Below are 22,212 nucleotides of genomic sequence, written 5' to 3' on the forward strand. Positions count from 1 at the left end.
ACTTTCATGTTCACCTCACTGCTATTTTACACAACAGCAATGCAAACAAAGGCTTGTCGCGACACCCTGCAATGTCACGGTTATGAACACCATTTCGTTCATGCTAGTCAAATAAAAAAAAAGGACCAGTTCAATGAGAACCAGTCCTCTACAGCGGAAAGAGAGGGATTCGAACCCACGGTACCCGAAGGTACAACGGTTTTCGAGACCGCCCCGATCGACCACTCCGGCATCTTTCCAAAGTCATGCTAATAAGGTATCAATCCCCTATTGCGGTGCAAAATTACATAAAATTTATGAGTGGAGCAACGATTTTACGAAAAATAATCAACAAAATAACAATGCAACCATTTTTATCTCACAATGTTCATGTGCTGCTCGGCTACAAACTGGGCAAACGTGTCGTCGTTGAGACTCGCCACCGCAGGCATGATGACATTGATGCAAGGCAACGATTCCAACGACAGCAAATCCTTGATTGTGTTCATCACACACACGTCGCCAGCTATGCCACACACGTCGATGGCATCAGGCCGCAACGAATCAATGATGTCTGCAAATCGGTTTACATTCTTGCGGTTGCCCAGAAATGAATATTCATCCTTGTCTACTTTGCAACCCTTCTCAAAAAAGACAGTTTTCTCAACTGGCAGTGCTTTCGCGAGCGGATCATATATTGAAGCACCACGGGTATAACGCACACAATGGTTAGGCCAGATGCCTCCGTTCTCGGTGAAAGAGCAATGGTTTCCCGGATGCCAATCCAGTGTCATCACCACACAATCATATTCGTTAGAATGATCAGCCACATAACGTGCCAGATAATCAAGTGCCTGGGTGCCGCCATCTACAGGAAGATTGCCACCCTCAATGAAATCATACTGGCAGTCAACGCATATCAATATCTTTGCCATTTTATTTACAGATTTTTTAGAGTTATAATTGCTTGTTCGGGACTCGGGGCCGCAAAAACGTAGCTTCCGGCCACTAGTGCATCGGCACCGGCCTGAGCGAGTTGCGCACCAGTTGTCTCGTTGACGCCGCCATCTACCTCGATAATCACATCAGCTCCGGCATCCTTAATCATTGACTTGAGCGCTAAGACGCGTTCGATAGACTCCGGCATAAACTTCTGCCCACCGAAGCCAGGATTAACCGACATGATTAAGACCAAATCGATATCATTGAGCAAACCGTCAAGCACGTCAAGCGGTGTTGCAGGCTTGATTGACACGCCAGCTTTCATTCCCGCTTGCTTTATTGCATTAATCGTGGCATTGATGTCCTCGCATGCCTCGTAGTGCACAGTCATGACCTGGGCCCCGCAATCACGCACGCGGTCAACATACTTGATAGGGTCAACAATCATCAGGTGAGCATCAAGCACCTTGCGAGCTAGTCCTTGAATTGACTTGATGACAGGAAAACCAAACGAAATGTTAGGCACGAACACACCGTCCATGATATCCAAGTGAATCCATTGTGCCTCGCTGGCATTTAGCATTTCTATATCATCGGCCAGGTGTGCAAAGTCGGCCGAGAGCAAAGATGGTGAAACTATCATTTTGTGTTATCTTTAGAGGCTTGCTTGTTTTTCTTATACTTATAAAATATGTATATCGCAATGAGAAGAATCAAAAAATATCCCACGGCCTTCACATATCCGTTATAGTGTTCCAGTGCATCAAACAACTCGCTCTTATTACCTACTGTTCGATGTAACAGATATCCCATGCCAGCAAGCACGAAGTTCCATAACGCAGCGCCCACAAATGTGTAGCCCAGGAATTTCGCCACATTCATGCGAGCAAGTCCTGCAGGAATCGAAATCAAGTGTCTAACAGCGGGAAGCAGTCGCCCTAAGAAAATCGATATCGCGCCCTTGCGTTGAAAATAAGACTCGGCATATTCCATCTTTTGGGAGTTAAGCATGAGCATGTGACCTATCTTGCTGTCGGCAAAGCCAAACACAAGCTGTCGGCCTATAACCATTGATACACCATAATTTACTAATGCCCCTAATGTAGCACCGACGGTAGCAAACAGTATCACCAGCCAAATGTTCAGTTCGCTGTTTTCTGACAGGGCGATATAGGCAGCAGGAGGCACAACCACCTCACTGGGAAGCGGTATAATGGAACTCTCGATTGCCATGAGCAGGGTAATCACACCATAGTTCATGTTTTCCTCGTACCAGTCATAGAGTCCCCTGGCACTAAGGTCAACATCCTTCATGAAAATAAAGCACCCCACACCAATGGCAATGAGTGCTATCACACTTAATACTATCTTCAGTTTTGAATTCATTGTCTATAAATATTACGTTCTGGACTGCAAAATTAATATAAATTACTGAAATGACGAAACGAGCAGCCCCTCGTTGTGGAACATTCGTCGATAAAACTCCGCTTTATCAGCAATCGACATTGGATAGGCCCGCGACGATGACGGCATTCGGTAAAAACTAAACATCCTGTCATTAACCTTACACTGCACGCATTGTCCCATCACCGGCGCCGTGCACCCGGCGATATCTGCCACCACGCCTGTCGCTTTCTCGCCAGCAGTAACAACGGCATGGATAGTGGGATGTTCGTCAAGGAGTTTAGACAAATCTATGGGTTCAACTATTTCCAGAAATTTGTCACTGGCATTATCTTTGAGCCGACGCACCTTCATGCCAGTATCCCACAAAGCGATACCCTTCTCGGCCAGGAATTGCTTTATCTTGTCCTCGTCAAATCTTTGTTCGTCCTTAATCCAAAAATAATCGCGGTCGTCATGAAAAACGAGTCCCATAATGCGCCACATGTCATTTATCTTGTTAGGATAATAAAAGGCCATTGACCATCTGTTAGGTTTAGGCGGAAACGTGCCTAGCATCAATAAACAGGCATTGGCAGATATGAACGGCGGCCATGGATGTGGCTCGATTACACCAGTATTGTATTCTTTCACTTGCTTCATAGTACAAATATAAGCATTTTCATTGCATCATGGCAATGTTTTTCACAATAATTATTCTCATTCTTGTTTAATTTTATTAATTTTGCAAAACAAAGCAATATAAAGATATTAATAACATCATTTTTCCCAATATGAAAATCAAATCACTACTACTCGCAGCTTGTGCAGCAATGGCTTTTGTTAGTTGCACAACAACCAAGGATGTCCCCTACATGATCGACGCCACTAAGTTACCCCAAGATGTTCTCAAAAACGCTGCCCAAGCAACCGACCCTGTGCTCATGCCTGGTGACATGCTGCAAATCAACGTTTCTGGTCCCGACGAGGAAGCCGTGAAACCTTTCAACAAGGTGCAATACATTGCTCAGGCTTCTTCTGGTTCATCGAGCATCAATAACAATGCCGAAAATTCACTCTACTATTACCTCATCGACAATAATGGCGACATTGAGTTCCCCATGCTCGGCAAGATCCACGTGGGCGGCATGTCTAAATCGGCAACCGAGTCACACATCGCTTCACTCATCTATCCCAAGTACTTAACCATCAAGCCCGGTGTGGAAATACGCATTCAGAATTTCAAGGTATATGCCCTGGGCGAGTTTAACAGTCCTGGCGTAATCAAGTCTAGCAACGGACGTCTCAATGTGCTGGAAGCAGTGGCAATGGCTGGCGACCTTACTATCAAAGGCAAACGCGACAATATCATGATCATCCGCACTAATGCCGATGGTTCACGCCAAGTGAAGAGCGTTAATCTCAACGACCCAAACATCATTGTTTCGCCCGACTTCTACCTGCAGCAAAATGACTGCATCTACGTTGAGCCCAATGCCAGCAAGGCTCGTTCGGCATGGAACGTTCCGCCTGCACTTGCCTTAACTACCAGCTCAATCGGCACTCTTATCTCTATCGTAACTTTCGTTATCACCCTCTCTAAAAAGTAAGGATAACGTGTCAATATTACTGTGCGGCAGTCACTTGCCGCACTTTTTTTGTGCCATATTGACACCACAGCGACACATATTGTCACATGGAATGCTTGTTGCTCTTCAATATCAAAACTAAAAGAATAAATACACATGAATTTCAACAACTTTACAATCAAAAGCCAAGAACTGATTGAGCAGTCAGCACAATTAGCACGCACACTGCACCACCAGAGTGTAGAACCCGAGCATCTTCTTTACACGATGATAACTAGAGATGATGCTGTGACCCGTTACATGCTCCAGAAACTTGAAGCATCTCCCCAACACATAGTAAACAACCTCGACAACGAAATCAAGAAGCTGCCACAGGTGTCGGGCGGCGATACCTACATCAGCAACCGGTTGAACCAGGTTTTCAACAATGCACTTGCATTTGCACAGGACAGCGGTGACCAATATGTGACCATTGAAGCTCTGCTTTATGCACTGCTTTCGGTAGAATCACCTGCATCCAAGGCGTTGAAAGATGCTGGAGTCACACAAAACGGACTCAAAGCAGCTATCCTCGAACTACGCAAGGGAAAAACAGCTACTGCACAAGGCGCAGAGGAACAATATAATGCACTTGCAAAATATGCAATTAACCTCAATGAGCGTGCACGTGCAGGCAAACTCGATCCTGTGATAGGTCGCGATGACGAGATAAGACGTGTGTTGCAGATCCTGAGCCGACGCACCAAGAACAACCCCATCCTGATAGGCGAACCAGGAACCGGAAAGACGGCTATCGTTGAAGGACTGGCGCAACGCATCACACGCGGCGATGTACCCGAGCAGCTCAAGAACAAGCAGGTTTTCTCTCTCGACATGGGAGCACTCATTGCCGGAGCAAAATACCAAGGTGAATTTGAAGAAAGGCTCAAAGCCGTGGTCAACGAAGTGGTTCAGGCACAAGGCGACATCATACTTTTCATCGACGAGATACACACCCTTGTGGGCGCTGGCAAGTCGAGCGGAGCTATGGATGCAGCCAACATCCTCAAGCCTGCGCTTGCACGCGGAGACCTGCGTAGCATAGGCGCTACAACTCTCGATGAGTACCAAAAATACTTTGAAAAAGATAAGGCACTCGAACGACGTTTCCAAGTGGTGATGGTTGATGAACCTAATGAAGAAAACGCCATTGCAATCCTGAGAGGACTGAAAGAACGTTATGAGAATCACCACAAGGTGCGCATCAAGGACGATGCCATCATCACTGCCGTGGAACTGAGCCAGCGATACATCAACGACCGCTTCCTGCCCGACAAAGCGATAGACCTCATCGACGAGGCAGCAGCCAAGCTGCGCATCGAGATGGACAGTGTGCCGCAGCACATCGACGAGATATCACGCAAGATTACCCAACTTGAAATTGAGCGTGAGGCGATTAAGCGCGACGGCAATGAAGAACGCATCAATGAGCTTAACTCGCAGATTTCTCAACTCAAAGAGACCGAAAACGAGTTCAAGGTCAAGTGGAAGAGCGAAAAGGAAATCATCAACACTATTCAGCAAAACAAAATCGACATCGAGTCCCTAAACTTCCAGGCTCAAAAGGCCGAGCAGAACGGAGACTATGCCCGTGTGGCCGAGATACGTTACTCGCTCATCACCAAGAAGCAGGAAGAGAACGCCGCACTTCAAGACCAACTCAAGCATCTGCAGGGCGAAAAAGGTGTAATCAAGGAGGAAGTTGATGCCGACGACATTGCTGGCATCGTGGCTCGCTGGACCGGGATACCCGTCACCAAGATGCTCAAGAGCGAGCAAGAGAAACTGCTCAACCTTGAAAGTGAACTGCACAAGCGAGTAGTGGGACAAGACGAAGCCATTGCTGCTATTGCCAACGCCGTGCGTCGCAGTCGTGCCGGACTCAATGATCCCAAGCGCCCCATCGGGTCGTTTATTTTCCTCGGCACCACCGGTGTGGGAAAGACCGAACTTGCAAAGGCTCTTGCCGACTATATGTTCAACGACGACAACATGATGACACGCATCGACATGAGCGAATACCAGGAGAAATTCTCGGTCACCCGACTCATAGGTCCTCCTCCGGGATATGTGGGCTATGAAGAAGGCGGGCAACTCACCGAGGCTGTGAGACGCAAACCTTACAGCGTGGTGCTCTTCGACGTGATAGAGAAGGCTCACCCCGACGTGTTCAATACCTTGCTTCAAGTGCTCGATGACGGACGCCTCACCGACAACAAGGGCCGCACCGTCAACTTCAAGAACACTATCATCATCATGACCTCAAACTTGGGTTCTAACTACATACGCGAGCAGTTTGCTACAATCAATGAAAGCAACAAGCAGCAAGTCATCGATACCACGCGCAACGAGGTGTTCGAAATGTTGAAGAAAACCATCCGCCCCGAGTTCTTGAACCGCATCGATGAGACCATCATGTTCACTCCGCTCAATCTCACCGAGATACAAGCGATAGTGAAACTGCAGCTCGACGGCATAGCACGCATGCTCAAGAAAAACGGCATTGACATCACCTTCACCCCAGCTGCCGTCAACTACATAGCAAACGAGGGTTACGACCCCGAGTTCGGAGCACGTCCCGTCAAGAGAGCGATACAAGACCTAGTCCTCAACCGCTTGAGCCAAGATATCATTGCTATGAGGATAAACCGCAACACCCCCATCACCATCGACCACACTTCCGCTGGTCTGGTGTTCTTGAACTGATAATTCCCAACTATAAAACAGCCATACTGCCAAGTCCTTATAGACTAAAACAGTATGGCTGTTTATTTTATTCGTTCCTTAAATGGGAACCCTATGTCAAAACAATGTTCATCTACCTAGAAGCAACATGTTGATTACCGCGTTCACATCTGTGATGTCAGTCACGCCGTCACCATTCACGTCAGTATTTTTTTCAGCCGACACGCCAGCAGCAATGGCATTAACCAACGCATTAACATCAGTGATGTCAACCACGCCGTCGCCATTTACATCCCCCGTCAGATTATGGCTGAAGCCAGTGACAACTACTGAACGCACCGACGCATTGCTTCCCGTATCGGCCTTGAGCGCCATGAGTCTTATTTGGCCCTTGCTTTGTGATGCCGCGACGGTGAACGATGCAGAAAGCTGATTAACCAAACTGTTCTTTTCCACTCCTTGCGTTACCGTCCCCACGGTTGACTCTTCATCAATGAACATAATAGTCAACGGCAGTTTCGCATAGTTTTCAACACCCTGGGTAACTACATACTCAACATCTACGGCAATGGAGTCCAGGTCATTGCAATCAAACACAGGTGAAGTGAGCGTCAAATCTATGCCGTTGCTTGTACGAAATAGTTTAACACGCTGGTGACTAATACTTTCAGCGTTCAGTTCAACATCGCTACGGTTATAATACCAATCATCATAACTCGACAAGTTGAACTCAACCAGCGTGGACTCTCCGGCCCATGATGCACAAGGCAACACCGCAAGCAACGCAATAACTGCACACTTCAAAAATACACGCATCACGATTTACTTCTTTAACGCCAAGTTAATATTAAAATAGTCGGTATTGCCCGTGATATCCTCGACAATGCGAATAAAGGGAGGAAGTTTCAGGTCCTCGTGGCAAGCGATACCCTTGGTTTCAAGGATAATAAGGTCGCTAACAGGAGCCTTGTAGGTGTCAAGTTCAAAGAACTGACCTTTCCAGATAAACGACTTGCGGTTTTTACGTATTGTGCGACGATAGGGGTCGGCTTGTTGAAGCATCGTTTCATACAGACTGTTTCCCACGTGGCGTTCTGTCACAAGTTCCTCTTGATCAGATATCTTGCGTCGAGTTGTGTGGATATTGGTGACTACACCGTTAGTCACACGCTTGCGAATACGCACCTCACAGCCGGGCTCTGCCACAAGATAGGTCTGGGTGATCTCGCTTTCCATGCACTCGGGCAACTCCCCTATCACCTCAACGATATACTTACGCTCGTTCTCGATGGGCTGCGGCAATCCGAGCACTGCACTGATTTCCTTAATCACGCGCTGCATCTTGCGGTCGAAATCCTCTCCATTGTTAATCACACGCAATCGAGGGTGTCCGGTCCACGCCTGGACAATCTTCTTGTCGAGCGAGCGGGCAATGGCAAGACCGGCTTCGTCGGCCTGTTCATAGCGCTGAGCGTTATTGGCAGTGGTGTAGAACTGTTCAGCGCCATCGGCTGCCGATACCAAGTGCAATACAGCGTCATAATGGTTGCCTCGCAGCACCTCGGTCGATGTGCCGCATGCATTAGTCAATTCGGTCCACATCTCATCGGAAATATAGGCCGAGATATCCATTGCACCGCGGTCACACACCACAATACAAGGTTCTGTGCATGTCTCGGCTAGACGAATCATCTTCTCCTCGAGTGCCAACTGCAATTCAAGAATAATCTTCTCGCCTTCTTTGTAGAAATCCTTGTTGTCAGTCAGATAGTTCCACCCCGACTGAGTCACCATAGTGGGCACCTCGGGAATGGTAAACACCTTATAACCCAACTGACTGAAGTGTTCATTGATTTTCACCAATGCTGTTGTCTTTCCGGCACAAGGACCACCGGTAAGCACGATTTTAGTTATATTACTCATTATATTTATTAGTTTTATTTTTCGGAAAATGTTTAAAGATTTAGAATTGCGCATAGATGAGCGGCTGCACATCGGCCGACGAGAATTCAATCACCAGTTGCACGACCACCAAGAAGATGATAAACTTACATATCCACCAACTATTGATATACCATGTGCGCACACGCTCGTAGAAATCCTTGGGGACAAAATGCATTGCAAAGATGATAATCATGAGTGCGCACCATGTATATCTCACCTTTAAGAATACGGGGAAATAGGCCACGTCAAAGCGAGTGACAGTGCCACACAGCATTGCCCACACAGTGTCAAAACTATCGGCACGGAAGAACACAAACAACAATGTCACTAGTGAGAATGTCAACAGCCAAGATATAAACTTGACCACAATGTTGTCAGGTATTTTCTTGAGCGACGGCATCATGAACTTGTGAACACACAGTGCCAATCCATGGCCAGCGCCCCAAATGATGAAGTTCCATGCTGCTCCATGCCAGAGGCCACCCACGAGCATCGTGGTCATCAGGTTCACATATTGCCTCAACTTGCCCTTGCGGTTACCCCCCATTGAAATATAGATGTAATCACGCAGCCAGAATGACAAGGAGATGTGCCAGCGCCTCCAAAATTCGGTTACATTTAGTGATCTGTAAGGGAAATCAAAGTTGACACCCTGGTTAAAGCCCATCATCGAGCCCAAACCTATTGCCATGTCGCTATAACCCGAGAAGTCACAATAAATCTGCATCGAGTATCCCAGAATAGCCATCAGCAACTCCACACCGCTATAACCAGTGGGGTTGCCATAGGCAATGTTGACATACTGGGCAATATAATCGGCAAAGACTGCCTTCTTGATAATGCCGAGCATAATTAGCCACATGCCTCCATATACTTGTTCGCGCGTGGGAGCTTTGTTCTCGTGCAGTTGAGGCATGAACTCCGATGCCCTTACAACAGGACCTGCAATCAAGCAAGGGAAGAAGGACAAGAAAAACACATAGTCAAGCAAGCTGGTTGTGGCCGGTATTTTCTTGTTATACACATCCACAACATAACTGACAGTCCTGAATGTGTAGAACGAAATGCCCACAGGCAATATGATGTCAAGCGGCTGGAAATTGCGTCCTACAATGGCATCGAAATTGAACAGCAAGAAGTTAGCATATTTAAAATACACCAACATTCCCACCGAGCATAGCAATGATACTGCCAACGCCAACTTGCGCATTGCCCTTTTCTTGCACTTGTCTATATACTGCGCTAGCGCCCAATCGACAACCGATGTGGCCAGTAAGAAGAAAAAGCACAACCCGCTAGACTTATAGAAAAAGAAAAGGCTGAACAATGTCACAAATATTGCCATCATCGTGCGGCGAGACTTCACCAAGGAATATATGGGCAAGAAAATTATAATGAGCACCCAGAACAATCCGCTAGAGAACATGAGAGGTTCCTGCGGGTTGTAACTGAGCTGCTGCACTATGTTGTACCACAATGTCGAGAGACTAAAACTATATTCTGCCATTTTTTATACTTCAGGTTGATATACAATAGTCTTGCACTTGCCTTTTGCCTCGGCAGGCACCTCAAGCTTTATGGGATGATAAGACGAGTCCATCACCCACTTGCAGATGCGGTCGCACCATGCGGCAGCCGACTGGCGTGTGGGATGAGCGCCATCCTTTGCACGGTCAAAATGCTGTCCGTTGCTCAAATAAAACGAACCTGGGGCCACGCTTTCAGCAAGCATGTCATTTATGCCTGTATCAGGTTTCCAATTAGGAGGGCCTATCCACACATAGGGGATATCTCCTATCTGTTCAAGCATGTTATTTAAATACTTTTGTCGTTTTTTCTTTATATCACTAACGAACAATTCGTTACCACCCAGACTGATGAAGATAAAATCAGGATGAAACTCTTCAATGCGTTCCTTCAAGCGTGTTCCTCTACCCCATATCTCGGTCGTAGAGCTATACCATATCACATTAATAAGCGTGTGACCGTTGGCTGTGGCGTATGCAGCCATTCGCGGACCCAGTCCCTCCAACATCGAGTCGCCAGCAAACAAAATCACCTTCGACGTAGTGTCCAAGGGCTGGCGCACATTAGATTTTTTCACGCTATCTTCAACATTAGCAGCAGCACTTGTAGCAGTATCGGGAGGCGTGAGCATGTTCTCGGCAAAAGAACCTGTTTTGATATGGGTTGACCCTATGTCAATACCGTCTCCCCAAAACGAGAGACCAGCAAAGACTGCCAATCCCAATAACAATATCGCAACTACACCGATAATCGGTTTTTTCATACTTTTTTCTTTAAAAACATTAACCTGAGAAGGAACAATGCACTATTAGGCACACAGTCCCTTCACAGGTGATTTCTATTCAATTTCAAGCAATTATTTGTCAAGCAACTTGATGCCCAGGCCCGGCACATCGTGAAGTGTAACCTTACCGTTTTCAACTGTCATACCGCTGAAACGATCGTTGGCAATCAACAAGTTACCATCAAGATCACAATAGTCAACAACGGGAGCCAGATTGGCAGCGGCTGTCACAGCACATGAAGTCTCGGTCATACAGCCCAGCATCACCTTCATGTCGAGCGCATGAGCCAGAGTCACCATCTTGTGAGCCTCATACAAGCCTGTGCTCTTCATGAGTTTGATATTGATGCCATCATACACGCCCTTGAATCGCACGATGTCAGGAAGACGCTGGAATGCTTCATCGGCAATAATGGGCAGTGGCGAGCGCTCGCGCAGCCATGCAGTCTCGTCGATCCAGGTCTTGTCAAACGGTTGCTCCACGAAGAGACAGTTGCGTTCAGCAAGCCAATGGCACATCTCGAGACCATGCTCCTTTGTTTTCCAACCCTGGTTAACATCAACGCACAGTGGCACGTCGGGCATCATTTCCCTGATGATATTGATAGTCTCACGGTCGTTGTCGAGACCCATCTTCACCTTGATTACCTTGTAAGGACGTGCTTCTTCCACTTTCTTGCGAACAACCTCCTCTGTGTCAATGCCGATAGTAAAACTTGTGCAAGGAGTTTTTTCTGGATTATAACCCCAAATCTTGTACCAAGGCTGACCCATGAGTTTACCCAGCAAGTCATGAAGGGCAATATCAACACTAGCCTTCGCCGCACGGTTGTTGGGCGCTACGTTATCAACATAAGTGAGAATATCATCAATACAGAATGGATCGCTGAATTGTGTCAGGTCAAGCGAACTGAGGAACTTTGTTACACTCTCAACCGATTCGCCCAGATAGGGAGGCATTGAAGCCTCGCCATAACCTATCACACCGTCATATTCCAGCTGCACCTGCACATCAGGTGTTGTTGTGCGGCTATAACGTGCCAGGTTAAAAGCGTGTCTCAACTTCAGTTCATAAGGGAAAAATGACAAGTTCAATCTTCCGCTTTTGCGAGGTTTGGGTTGAATTACATTCTCTATAGCAGAGAGCGAAATGGGTGATGCTGCGGCAAGGATACCTAGACCTGCGCCAGCAAGAAATTTACGTCTATCCATATCTTAAAATTTTAATTTATACTAATTAATTATCAAAATACCACTTGTGCTGGGCAACAGTAGTGATGCCCTTTGTGCCTATCTTTCCATCAATGCGACTTATCGACAATGTTGAGTAAAGATAAGCAGGGTCCTTGGGGTCAAGGCTGTTAATCTTCACTTGACCAGAGCAGTGAATGTACTTTCCGTCACGCAGGTATATGCCCACATGGGTCACGCGGCCAGTCTTTGCATTGCCAAAGAACAGCAAGTCGCCAAGCTTGGCATCATGATAGTCACTAAATTTCTCACCAGTGAGAGCCTGCTGCGATGCGTCGCGCTGCAAGATGATACCATTAGAAAAATAACTGATCTTTGACAAACCCGAGCAGTCGGTAACCTTGGTAGAGGTGCCGCCCCACAAGTAGCCTGAACCCATCATGCGGCGAGCTGTGCGCTCAATCAAGTCAGCGTTAAATGATTGTTGTTTCCATGTGTTGAGCGATTCAACCGACTCTTTCTCGACATATCCCACACGGCCATCAGGAGTTGCCAGGCATACCCAACCTTTTTTCTCTCCCTTGTACTCAAGGATGCATCCCAAGGTAAGGTCAGTAATCGTCTCATCCCCTTTGGGTTCAGTGACCAGGCGAGTGCAATAGGTAGTCACGATATATCGGTCGGCCTTGCGCCATTGCGCCATTTCTTCATCGGTCTTGAAACTGATTGAACTTGAGGGTACATATGAGATGTAGTCATCAGGCGTAACCACGCGGCACCAATCATCAGCGTCATATTCAAGAACTTTGACCGGTGTTCCCATTATTGCCTGGGTGGCCATCTCGGCCGAGTGGGCACCTTCACAACGGAGCGATGCAAGGCCCAACTTCACTATTGCCCATCGTTTGCCCTCAGGCACAGCGTTTTCAAGGACAATAAGATTATTAGAGAACTTGTTATAACCGTTTTTCTGGAATTCGGCAGTCACAGCTTCTTTCAAGTCAACAGTGCCCACGGTGCCCACAATTGTAAGGACACCTTTCTGCGACACGGTCTTGACATCCCACACGGCAGTGCGTTTGTCAGAAGCGATGCGCTGTTTCAGGGAATTAACGATTTCTCGGGGAGTGGCTGCCCACATGCTGCCAGCAATACAAGCTGCTACGACAACAAGCAATATTCTTGATACTTTATTCATAGTCTATATGTTTACGATAATTATTTAATAGGAGTGATGCTATTAACTTTCAATGAAGAACCGAAAGAGTCATAATAGAGGTTTCCGCCCTTCCATTCCACTTCACCGGGCTGGAAGTCAACGGTTTCACTGCGTATGTAAGTCTTACTCGGGCTCAACACATCACCCACGGCTTCGTTGGTTGCCAAGCGATACATGTCAATTCCGGTCACATAGTAGTTATTGAGCGGAGTATCAACAGTGCTGCGGCAGAACGAGGGATCGGTAGGCACCCAACCCACTCCTTCATAGTAAGTCTCTGCCCAGTCGTGGTAGTTCTCATATCCGGGGTGAAGCATGTAACCACTCTCCCACCTTGCAGGAATACCTAGGCTTCGGCACATAGTGATATAAAGCAATGCCACCTGGCCGCAATCACCATGGCCATTGGTTAGGACATAGTCGGGTATGTTGGCCAGCGTGCTGTATTCTCGGGCCCCAGCCCAGGGGAATGTGCGGCCAATCCACATGCACAGCAATGCAGCCTGCTCCACAGGGTTAGTCTCGTCGCCCACAATCTCTTTTGCTTTAGCCCTGATCTCATCAGTAATCACGATGTGACGGCCCTCGCTCATGGTGTAGCGCTTATATACTTCGCTGTTCTTGTCATAGGGTTCGAGCATTGTCAGCATGTCATCCTTAGCGATGTGGCGTTCACCCACTTCATAACTGAATGTGTATTCAAAATGGAGAGGTTTGCCTTTCTGTGCCACGTCTTCCATATACACCGTATGGTGCTTGGATACACTTTCGCTCATAGTAACGTCATGATCAGAGGCAAGCATCTTGATATTGCGCTGGCGCAATGTTTCATGCGGGAACGGCATCCACACCCTCACTGTCTCACCCGCGGGAACGGCATCGGCCTTAACATCGAGTGAGAATGTGATGTTCACTGTACTCCAGTTGCGCACGCCATTAGCGTCGGGGGCGCTTTTCATCGCTTGCAGGAAATGGTTGCGATAATACTTGTAATCGTCTTCCTTATCCTTGGCATGGTCGGTGGCAAATTCATCGGCAAGAAGCCACAAGTTGCCTACGCTCTTCTTGAACCACCATTCCTTGCCATCAATAACCATGTATTCGATTTTGTGAAGTTCTTTCCATCGCTGTATTTGTGCGTTGGTCACACCAGGCACACGTTCTTTGATTTTTTCAAGACCAGCTTCAGGAGTCAATGTGAAATCCTTGCGTATGCGATCCATGATAGTGTTGAGCGAGTCAATACGCACTGCCTGTGCCTTGCGTTCCTTGGCAGGGAGTTTATTCATCAAGGTTTCAGCGTTCTTGAACTCTCCGTTTGCTATCATTTGGTCCACAGTTGTCTGCCACGATGCCTGGGCAGCATGTCCCATCACGCCCATTATGGCGGCTGTTGCTAGGGTTAAAATAGATTTAGTTTTCATTCTTTCAGGTTTATTCTTTCAATATTTTACAAAGTTAAGAAATTTGCTTAAATTTTTCAGCATCTAGCTTTGTCTTTTTTTCATTTCGGGTCAAGAAAAGCAAAAAACACGGCCAAAATCAGCAAACCATAAGACACAAAGTGGTTCCAATGCAATGTTTCACTCTTGAAAAAGATAGTGACAAATGCCGTGAAAATAATCAACGTCAACGCCTCCTGGACAATCTTGAGCTGGAGCAACGAGAACGGTCCGCCATTGCCTATAAACCCGATCCTGTTGGCCGGTACCATGAAACAATATTCAAAGAAAGCGATGCCCCACGACAGCAAAATAACACCTATCAGCGGCCAGTTGCTGGTGACGCCCATTGTTTGCAGTTTCAAGTGCCCATACCACGCCAGGGTCATCACCACATTCGACACGATGAGCATGGCGATTGTCGCCACGCCAGTCCATATAGTACTATTCATCATATTATTTCTGTTGCAGTTTTTTTCGTTTTTCTTCAAGCATCTTATACCCTTCGGCATATTTCCTCATATTCTCCTTCACAAGTGTCTGACAATAACCTGTTCCCTTCTTGTTATACAACTTGCTCAAATCAACATATTGCTTCCCGTTATCACGTTTCAGCGAGAACACCTCGCTTTTGCGTTTTTGCACTTTGTCGCATTGAGGCGAATGATTATCTTGGCCTGTACCGCTCAATTCGGCAGGGACACCGCCCTCTCCTGTATTTACCATGTGGATGTCGGCACAGGGAGGATAACCCAGAGCAATCCACATTGTGGTGAGAGATGCATCCTCGCCGGGCAGCACCCCTTCGATTACCGTTGACGCAGTACTTATCCTGCGCGGTATGAAATCTTGGTCCACAACATATCGTTGCGACCCATTGTTATAGTTCTTGCCTAGCACGCTGTGATAGAATGTGCGTGAAATCTCTTCTGTGAAAACCGACGGAGTTATATCCTTGGCGGCAATATGCTTTTTCAGCAGATACTGCTCGTTCTTTTCCCTCACATATCCATAACCTTTGTCTTTCACGCCACTATAAGAGTAATTAGTTCGAGTGATAATACCACTGGGCTCGTCTTTCAAGTCATACTTCACGTACTTATAGTTACCAGTCTCAAAATAAGCACCGTTACCTTGTGCGTCGATTACTCCGAAATTTGCCTCCACGCCCATCGGTTTGGGAAGGTCGTTGAGCAATTTCTCAAAGTCATCGACAGTGACGCAACGTTCCAGAGCCATGCGCATCACCACGCCCTCTTTGTCCATGTCTTTCTCGGGCACATTATCGTTGTTCAGGTTATATGACGCAGTGTTCATGATAGCGAAACCCTTCTCGTTGAAACCCATCCATGCAGCCGTGTCACGCAGGTCGCGAGCATCAAAAAGTCCCACAAACTCATACAGGCCGTCGTGGGCCTTTACTCGCTCCACCCTATTGTTCTGGTCGTTGGTGTCACGGTTTTTCCACAAGAGCGGGCGACCATTGGCCGTGAGACTGCCGCTCACGATTGCCGAGGTACATGCCTCGCCGAGCATCACACTGCATAGCAGCGACATTACTATTATAATTCGTTTCATATTTATATATATTTTCTCCAAAATTACAAATAACTTGTAAACTGACCAAATTTATTTGTATCTTTGCACACAAATAAACTACATGATGCATGGATAAATTTATTTTTGAACTAGAACTCGACGTTCGCGATTACGAACTCGACAGCGAAGGCATCGTCAATAATGCCAATTACTTGCACTACCTCGAGCACACCCGGCACGCTTTCTGCAAGCATGCTGGATACTCCTTTGCACAAATGGAAGCCGACGGCATCACGCCTGTGTTATCACGAGTTGAGATCGACTACAAGAAACCTTTAAAAAGCGGTGACACCATGGTGAGTAAACTCTGGGTCGAAGGCAAAGGCGTGCGATTCATCTTCCACCAAACCATTTTCCACAAGGACTCTGGCGACATCGCAGTCAAAGCCGACGTGAGCGTTGTCACTCTTGAAGGAGGGAAACTGTCTCGAGGCGAAAAACTTTTCAATGCTTTCAAAGATTATCTAGAACCTAATCCATAAACTATCATCATGCAAGACTTGTTGTATAAAATTGCATTTGCTTCTATCAGGGGCATGGGCATCGAACTGGCACAAAAACTACTCGACGTGGTGGGCAGTGAAAAAGAATTCTTCTCAATGCCCGAAGAGCAATTAAAACAACTCACCGGCGGACGTAGCCGCATCTACAAGCAAGACTACCGCAACCAGCAAATAAGAAAAGCCGAAACCGAGTTAAAGTTCTTGCAAAACAATAACATAAAGCTATTATACTATACCGACAAAGACTATCCCACCCGCCTACTTGAAGCATGCGATGCACCATTATTGCTATACGCATCGGGCAGTTGCAACCTTAATGCCAGGCACATGATCAGCATCGTGGGCACAAGGCATGCCACCAGCTATGGCATCACCATGTGCCGCGACATCGTGCGTGATTTACACGACAGAATTGACGACCTGGTTATTGTAAGCGGACTTGCTTACGGCATCGACATCACCGCCCATCGTGCAGCACTGACCACCAGCACGCCCACCGTTGCAGTTATGCCCCGAGGACTGAACCGAATCTATCCTGCCGACCACCGGAACGACGCCATTAACATCGTGCGTGACGGCGGCATGGTGCTCACCGACTACCAAAGCCAAGACGAGATACACAAGGGCAACTTCCTGGCGCGCAATCGCATCATTGCCGCTTTGAGCGACTGCACGCTTGTCGTCGAATCGGCAGCGCGTGGCGGAGCGCTCGTCACGGCTTCCCTCGCGCAAAATTATAACAGAGACGTTTTTGCCGTCCCGGGGCGAGTGAGCGATGAGTTCTCTCGCGGATGCAACAAACTCATTCACAACAACCAGGCGTTGTGCATCACTTCGGCCGACGACATCACTTCGGCAATGAGATGGGACACTAAAAGCACAGCAGCGAAGCAGCTCGAACTATTTCCCCAACTCAACGACGAGGAGCAAAAGATACTCGATTTCCTTAAAGCCAACAGCGATTCGCACATCAACACCATCTCGTCGCAAATGGGCATCCCCATCTACAAAGTGATGAGCACCCTTGTTGACCTCGACTGCAAAGGACTTGTCATTGCCCTCCCCGGCAGCCGATACGCCCCACATTAAAAACATTCACACACGGTGATTGCCTCCCTCGTTTCAGAGGGCACGACCAAGCGGTTAACTAAAAAAACACATTTTCACCCACAAAAACAGTGAATTTGTGTTTTTTGGGGCCAGTTTTTGTGTGAAAAAGAATTAAAGGGGGTAAGTGCTTTGGTGGTATGCGAGTTTTTGAGTATCTTTGTGGGTTGAAAAATAGAACATTGAATATATTAACATATAAAACAAACTAAAAAGGTATTATGAGTTTGAACATCGTTGTACTGGCCAAGCAAGTGCCAGATACTCGCAACGTGGGTAAAGACGCGATGAAGGCCGACGGCACAATCAACCGTGCTGCCCTTCCCGCAATTTTCAACCCCGAAGACCTCAATGCGCTTGAGCAGGCTCTGCGCTTGAAGGAACAACACCCCGGATCAACTGTTGGAATGCTTACAATGGGTCTCCCCAGTGCTGGCGAAATCATTCGCCAGGGTCTCTACCGCGGAGCTGACACAGGTTGGTTGCTTACCGACCGCGGCTTTGCCGGTGCCGACACTTTGGCAACAAGCTATGCGCTCGCAACTGCCATCAAGAAGATTGGCAATGTTGACATCGTGATTGGTGGTCGCCAGGCTATCGACGGCGATACAGCACAGGTAGGTCCCCAGGTGGCACAGAAACTTGGCTTGAACCAGGTAACCTATGCCGAAGAGATCCTCAAGATTGAAAATGGCAAGGCAACTATTCGCCGTCACATCGACGGTGGCGTTGAGACCGTCGGGGCTCCGCTTCCTGTGGTTGTTACTGTTAACGGCAGCGCTGCTCCTTGCCGCCCCTGCAATGCCAAGCTGGTGATGAAGTACAAATATGCAACTTGCCCCATGGAGCGCAAGGGTGATGAGCCCTGGGCCGATCTCTATAACGAGCGTCCCTACCTCACCCTCAACCAGTGGAGCGTTGCCGACATCGATGCTGATCCCGCACAGTGCGGTATGAGCGGTTCGCCCACAAAGGTGAAGAACGTCGTAAATATCGTGTTCCAGGCGAAGGAAAGTAAGACTCTCACTGGCAGTGATGCCGATGTTGAAAGCCTTGTACAAGAATTGTTGAATGATAAGATTATCGGTTAATAGTAGAACTTTATGAATAATGTAATAGTATATTGCGAGATTGAAGGCACTACTGTTGCCGAGGTATCTCAAGAGCTGCTCACCAAGGGCCGCAAACTCGCTACCGAACTGGGCGTTGACCTCGATGCGGTTGTCGCTGGTACAGGTATTAAGGGCAAGGTTGAAGAACAGATCCTGCCCTACGGTGTTGACAAGTTGTTCGTTTTCGATGCCGAAGGATTATTCCCCTACACATCGGCTCCTCACACCGACATCCTCGTGAATCTCTTCAAAGAGGAGAATCCCCAAATCTGCCTCATGGGTGCTACCGTGATTGGCCGCGACCTGGGTCCCCGCGTTTCTTCTTCACTCACCAGCGGCCTTACTGCCGACTGTACCGAACTCGAAATCGGCGACTATGACGACGTGCGCACAAAGCAGCACTATGACAACCTGCTTTATCAGATTCGCCCCGCATTTGGTGGTAACATTGTAGCCACCATCGTTAACCCCGAGCATCGTCCCCAGATGGCAACAGTGCGCTCAGGCGTGATGCAGAAGGCTCTCTACGAAGGCAAGGCCAAGGGTGAAGTTGTTTATCCCGAAGTTGCAAAGTATGTTCCCGAGACCGACTTCGTGGTTAAGGTGCTCGACCGCCACGTTGAGGCTGCTAAACACAACCTCAAGGGTGCTGCTATCGTTGTTGCCGGTGGTTACGGTGTGGGTAGCAAGGAGGCATTCGACCAGCTGTTTGTTCTCGCAAAGGAACTCCATGGCGAGGTAGGTGCTTCTCGCGCTGCTGTTGATGCAGGCTGGGTTGACCACGATCGTCAGGTCGGCCAGACTGGTGTAACCGTACATCCCAAGGTTTATATCGCTTGCGGTATCTCTGGACAGATCCAGCACATCGCTGGTATGCAGGACGCAGGTATCATCATTTCTATCAACACTGATCCCGATGCTCCCATCAACAAGATTGCTGACTATGTAATCGTGGGCTCGGTTGAGGAAGTTGTACCCAAACTCATCAAGTATTACAAACAAAACAGTAAGTAAAGAATCACATCATGGCAAATTATTATACTGATCATCCTGAGATTGGGTTCCACCTGAATCACCCACTCATGAAGCGCATCGTTGACCTCAAGGAACGCAACTATGCCGATAAAGAACAATATGCCGATGCTCCCGTAAACTATGAGGATGCTATCGAGAACTATAAGAGAATTCTTGACATCACTGGCGACATCGCTGCTAATATCATTGCTCCTAATAGCGAGGACGTGGACCTCGAAGGCCCCCACTTGGAGAATGGACGCATGATTTATGCATCAAAGACTTACGAGAATCTTGACGTGACTCGCAAGGCTGGTTTGTGGGGCGTCTCAATGCCTCGCCGCTTTGGCGGTCTCAACCTGCCCAACACCACTTTCTCAATGTTAAGCGAGATCATCAGTGCAGCCGATGCAGGTTTCCAGAACGTGTGGAGTCTCCAGAGCTGTATCGACACTCTGTATGAGTTTGGTAGCGAAGAGCAGCGTGCAAAGTACATCCCCCGCATCAGCCAGGGCGAGACAATGTCAATGGACCTCACCGAGCCCGATGCAGGTAGCGACTTGCAGCGTGTGATGCTCAAGGCGACATTCGACGAGGAGAACAACTGCTGGCGTCTGAACGGTGTGAAGCGCTTCATTACCAACGGTGACAGCGACATTCACCTGGTGCTCGCTCGTAGCGAGGAAGGCACAAAGGACGGCCGCGGATTGTCAATGTTCATCTATGACAAGCGCGACGGCGGCGTTGACGTTCGTCACATCGAGCACAAGCTTGGTATCCATGGCTCACCCACATGCGAGCTTACTTACAAGAACGCTAAGGCAGAACTGTGTGGTAGCACTCGTCTGGGTCTCATCAAGTATGTTATGGCGCTGATGAACGGTGCTCGTCTGGGTATCGCAGCACAGAGTGTGGGCGTGGAGCAAGAGGCTTACAACGAGGCTCTCGCTTATGCCAAGGAGCGTGCACAGTTTGGCAAGAAAATTATCACCTTCCCCGCTGTTTACGACATGCTGTCTCGCATGAAAGCTAAACTCGACGCTGGCCGATCACTGCTTTACATGACATCTCGTTACGTTGACATCTACAAGGCACTCGAGGATATCGCTCGAGAGCGCACACTCACTCCCGAAGAACGTCAGGAGATGAAGAAGTATTCTCGCATCGCCGATGCGTTCACTCCACTTGCAAAGGGTATGAACTCTGAGTATGCTAACCAGAACGCCTACGACTCAATTTCAGTACACGGCGGTTCAGGCTTCATCATGGAGTACAAGTGCCAGCGACTCTTCCGTGACGCTCGCATCTTCTCTATCTATGAGGGTACAACTCAGCTGCAGGTTGTTGCTGCTGTTCGCTATATCACTAACGGTGCATACCTCGCTCACATCAAGGAGATGCTTCAGAGTGAGGTTGCCGAGAATCTCAAGCCCCTCAAGGCTCGCGTTGAGAAACTCGTTGAGCTCTACGAGGAGGCAGTAGCAATCCTCAAGGGTAGCGACATCGACTCTCACGACTTCTTGGCTCGTCGCCTCTATGACATGACTGGTGAAATCATCATGTCTCTGCTCATTCTTGACGATGCAACAAAGGCTCCCGAGCTGTTTGCCAAGAGTGCACAAGTTTATGTACAGATGGCTGAAGCTAACGTTAACGGTCACTACACTTATGTGAAGAATTTCAAGGCCGAAGACCTCGAGAGCTTCAAAGCTGAGTAAATTACAATTTACTTAATATACCAAGAGGGATGCTCACAAATGAGTGTCCCTCTCGTTTTTTCTGTTAGTGAATCTAGATTAGCGAATTTCCCTAGTTGGTGTCACGTTGTGACCATCCCATAGGAATGGAATACGGTAGCCAGCATGAAGGCCTGCAAATGCAGGACGATATGGCTGGAATAAAAGTACCACAAGCAAACCATACCTTTGGGTATTAAGGGGAGTTACATTAATATCTATTAGTGCCCGGTAAAAACATCGGAGACGTTAGAGGCTTGAAGAGTCTCACCATGCGAACCGAGCCTTGGCGAGCTCGATGAAATCAAACCCCATGCAAGCAGCCTCGAAGAGGTGCGCAGCATGGGATGGAAGCTACACGAAAACGTGCCTCGGAGAGGAACACCAACGCGATATTGCCCGCAATCAGGACGATGT

Annotated in this window: 20 protein-coding genes and 1 tRNA gene; 7 read left to right on the forward strand and 14 right to left on the reverse strand. The window is 47.9% G+C overall.

What is annotated here, in order from left to right:
• Positions 1-154 precede the first annotated feature (154 nt).
• From ACKI3C_RS08435 to ACKI3C_RS08455, 5 genes are all read right to left on the reverse strand, one after another.
• A tRNA-Ser gene (locus tag ACKI3C_RS08435) sits at positions 155-239 on the reverse strand.
• A 114-nt stretch (positions 240-353) separates the two neighbouring features.
• On the reverse strand, positions 354-914 hold the full coding sequence (locus ACKI3C_RS08440) for an isochorismatase family protein (protein WP_407403989.1): 561 nt from the start codon (positions 912-914) through the stop codon (positions 354-356).
• 5 nt (positions 915-919) lie between these two features.
• Positions 920-1,564 (reverse strand): ribulose-phosphate 3-epimerase, encoded by a 645-nt coding sequence (rpe, locus tag ACKI3C_RS08445; RefSeq protein WP_407403991.1) that lies wholly within the window; start codon positions 1,562-1,564, stop codon positions 920-922.
• The gene (locus ACKI3C_RS08450; protein ID WP_407404075.1) at positions 1,561-2,235 is read right to left on the reverse strand and encodes a DedA family protein; all 675 of its coding nucleotides are present in this window, start codon (positions 2,233-2,235) and stop codon (positions 1,561-1,563) included. The genes rpe and ACKI3C_RS08450 overlap by 4 nt, the downstream gene beginning before the upstream one ends.
• A gap of 114 nt (positions 2,236-2,349) precedes the next feature.
• Entirely contained in the window at positions 2,350-2,844 is a 495-nt protein-coding gene (locus ACKI3C_RS08455) for a uracil-DNA glycosylase family protein (protein WP_407403993.1), read from the reverse strand.
• 254 nt (positions 2,845-3,098) lie between these two features.
• Here ACKI3C_RS08455 and ACKI3C_RS08460 point away from each other — a divergent pair, with 254 nt between their 5' ends.
• Both ACKI3C_RS08460 and clpB read left to right on the forward strand, forming a co-directional pair.
• Complete coding sequence (locus ACKI3C_RS08460) at positions 3,099-3,914, forward strand: polysaccharide biosynthesis/export family protein (RefSeq protein ID WP_407403995.1); 816 nt, start codon at positions 3,099-3,101, stop codon at positions 3,912-3,914.
• A 135-nt stretch (positions 3,915-4,049) separates the two neighbouring features.
• Positions 4,050-6,638 carry an ATP-dependent chaperone ClpB gene (gene clpB, locus ACKI3C_RS08465; protein ID WP_407403997.1) on the forward strand — a complete coding sequence of 863 codons (2,589 nt, stop codon included), beginning with the start codon at positions 4,050-4,052 and terminating at the stop codon, positions 6,636-6,638.
• A gap of 108 nt (positions 6,639-6,746) precedes the next feature.
• Here the strand turns inward: clpB and ACKI3C_RS08470 are convergent, their stop codons facing one another.
• The 9 genes from ACKI3C_RS08470 to ACKI3C_RS08510 form a co-directional block, all read right to left on the reverse strand.
• The gene (locus tag ACKI3C_RS08470) at positions 6,747-7,433 is read right to left on the reverse strand and encodes a dockerin type I domain-containing protein (protein ID WP_407404077.1); all 687 of its coding nucleotides are present in this window, start codon (positions 7,431-7,433) and stop codon (positions 6,747-6,749) included.
• Positions 7,434-7,439: 6 nt separating this feature from the next.
• The gene (locus tag ACKI3C_RS08475; RefSeq protein ID WP_407403999.1) at positions 7,440-8,540 is read right to left on the reverse strand and encodes an AAA family ATPase; all 1,101 of its coding nucleotides are present in this window, start codon (positions 8,538-8,540) and stop codon (positions 7,440-7,442) included.
• Positions 8,541-8,580: 40 nt separating this feature from the next.
• Positions 8,581-10,068, reverse strand: coding sequence for an MBOAT family O-acyltransferase (locus ACKI3C_RS08480; protein WP_407404001.1), 1,488 nt, complete (start codon positions 10,066-10,068; stop codon positions 8,581-8,583).
• Between the two features lie 3 nt (positions 10,069-10,071).
• A complete protein-coding gene (locus ACKI3C_RS08485; protein WP_407404003.1) occupies positions 10,072-10,851 on the reverse strand; it encodes an SGNH/GDSL hydrolase family protein in 780 nt (259 codons plus the stop codon).
• Positions 10,852-10,944: 93 nt separating this feature from the next.
• Entirely contained in the window at positions 10,945-12,084 is a 1,140-nt protein-coding gene (locus tag ACKI3C_RS08490; RefSeq protein WP_407404005.1) for a dipeptide epimerase, read from the reverse strand.
• Between the two features lie 25 nt (positions 12,085-12,109).
• Positions 12,110-13,261, reverse strand: coding sequence for an NlpC/P60 family protein (locus ACKI3C_RS08495; protein WP_407404007.1), 1,152 nt, complete (start codon positions 13,259-13,261; stop codon positions 12,110-12,112).
• Between the two features lie 20 nt (positions 13,262-13,281).
• Positions 13,282-14,706, reverse strand: a complete 1,425-nt coding sequence (locus tag ACKI3C_RS08500; RefSeq protein ID WP_407404009.1) for a transglutaminase family protein — start codon at positions 14,704-14,706, stop codon at positions 13,282-13,284.
• Between the two features lie 80 nt (positions 14,707-14,786).
• Complete coding sequence (locus ACKI3C_RS08505; protein ID WP_407404011.1) at positions 14,787-15,179, reverse strand: DMT family protein; 393 nt, start codon at positions 15,177-15,179, stop codon at positions 14,787-14,789.
• Between the two features lies 1 nt (position 15,180).
• Entirely contained in the window at positions 15,181-16,302 is a 1,122-nt protein-coding gene (locus ACKI3C_RS08510) for a carcinine hydrolase/isopenicillin-N N-acyltransferase family protein (RefSeq protein ID WP_407404013.1), read from the reverse strand.
• Positions 16,303-16,391: 89 nt separating this feature from the next.
• Between ACKI3C_RS08510 and ACKI3C_RS08515 the strand changes: the two genes are divergently transcribed.
• From ACKI3C_RS08515 to ACKI3C_RS08535, 5 genes are all read left to right on the forward strand, one after another.
• Positions 16,392-16,805, forward strand: coding sequence for an acyl-CoA thioesterase (locus ACKI3C_RS08515; RefSeq protein WP_407404015.1), 414 nt, complete (start codon positions 16,392-16,394; stop codon positions 16,803-16,805).
• A 9-nt stretch (positions 16,806-16,814) separates the two neighbouring features.
• Positions 16,815-17,915, forward strand: a complete 1,101-nt coding sequence (gene dprA, locus ACKI3C_RS08520) for a DNA-processing protein DprA (protein WP_407404017.1) — start codon at positions 16,815-16,817, stop codon at positions 17,913-17,915.
• 239 nt (positions 17,916-18,154) lie between these two features.
• Positions 18,155-19,024, forward strand: coding sequence for an electron transfer flavoprotein subunit beta/FixA family protein (locus ACKI3C_RS08525; protein WP_407404019.1), 870 nt, complete (start codon positions 18,155-18,157; stop codon positions 19,022-19,024).
• Between the two features lie 12 nt (positions 19,025-19,036).
• Positions 19,037-20,059, forward strand: coding sequence for an electron transfer flavoprotein subunit alpha/FixB family protein (locus tag ACKI3C_RS08530; protein WP_407404021.1), 1,023 nt, complete (start codon positions 19,037-19,039; stop codon positions 20,057-20,059).
• An 11-nt stretch (positions 20,060-20,070) separates the two neighbouring features.
• Positions 20,071-21,777 (forward strand): acyl-CoA dehydrogenase family protein, encoded by a 1,707-nt coding sequence (locus ACKI3C_RS08535; protein ID WP_407404023.1) that lies wholly within the window; start codon positions 20,071-20,073, stop codon positions 21,775-21,777.
• The last annotated feature ends 435 nt before the right edge of the window (positions 21,778-22,212 follow it).

This window comes from Sodaliphilus sp. (assembly GCF_045598405.1).
Lineage (GTDB): Bacteria > Bacteroidota > Bacteroidia > Bacteroidales > Muribaculaceae > Sodaliphilus > Sodaliphilus limicaballi.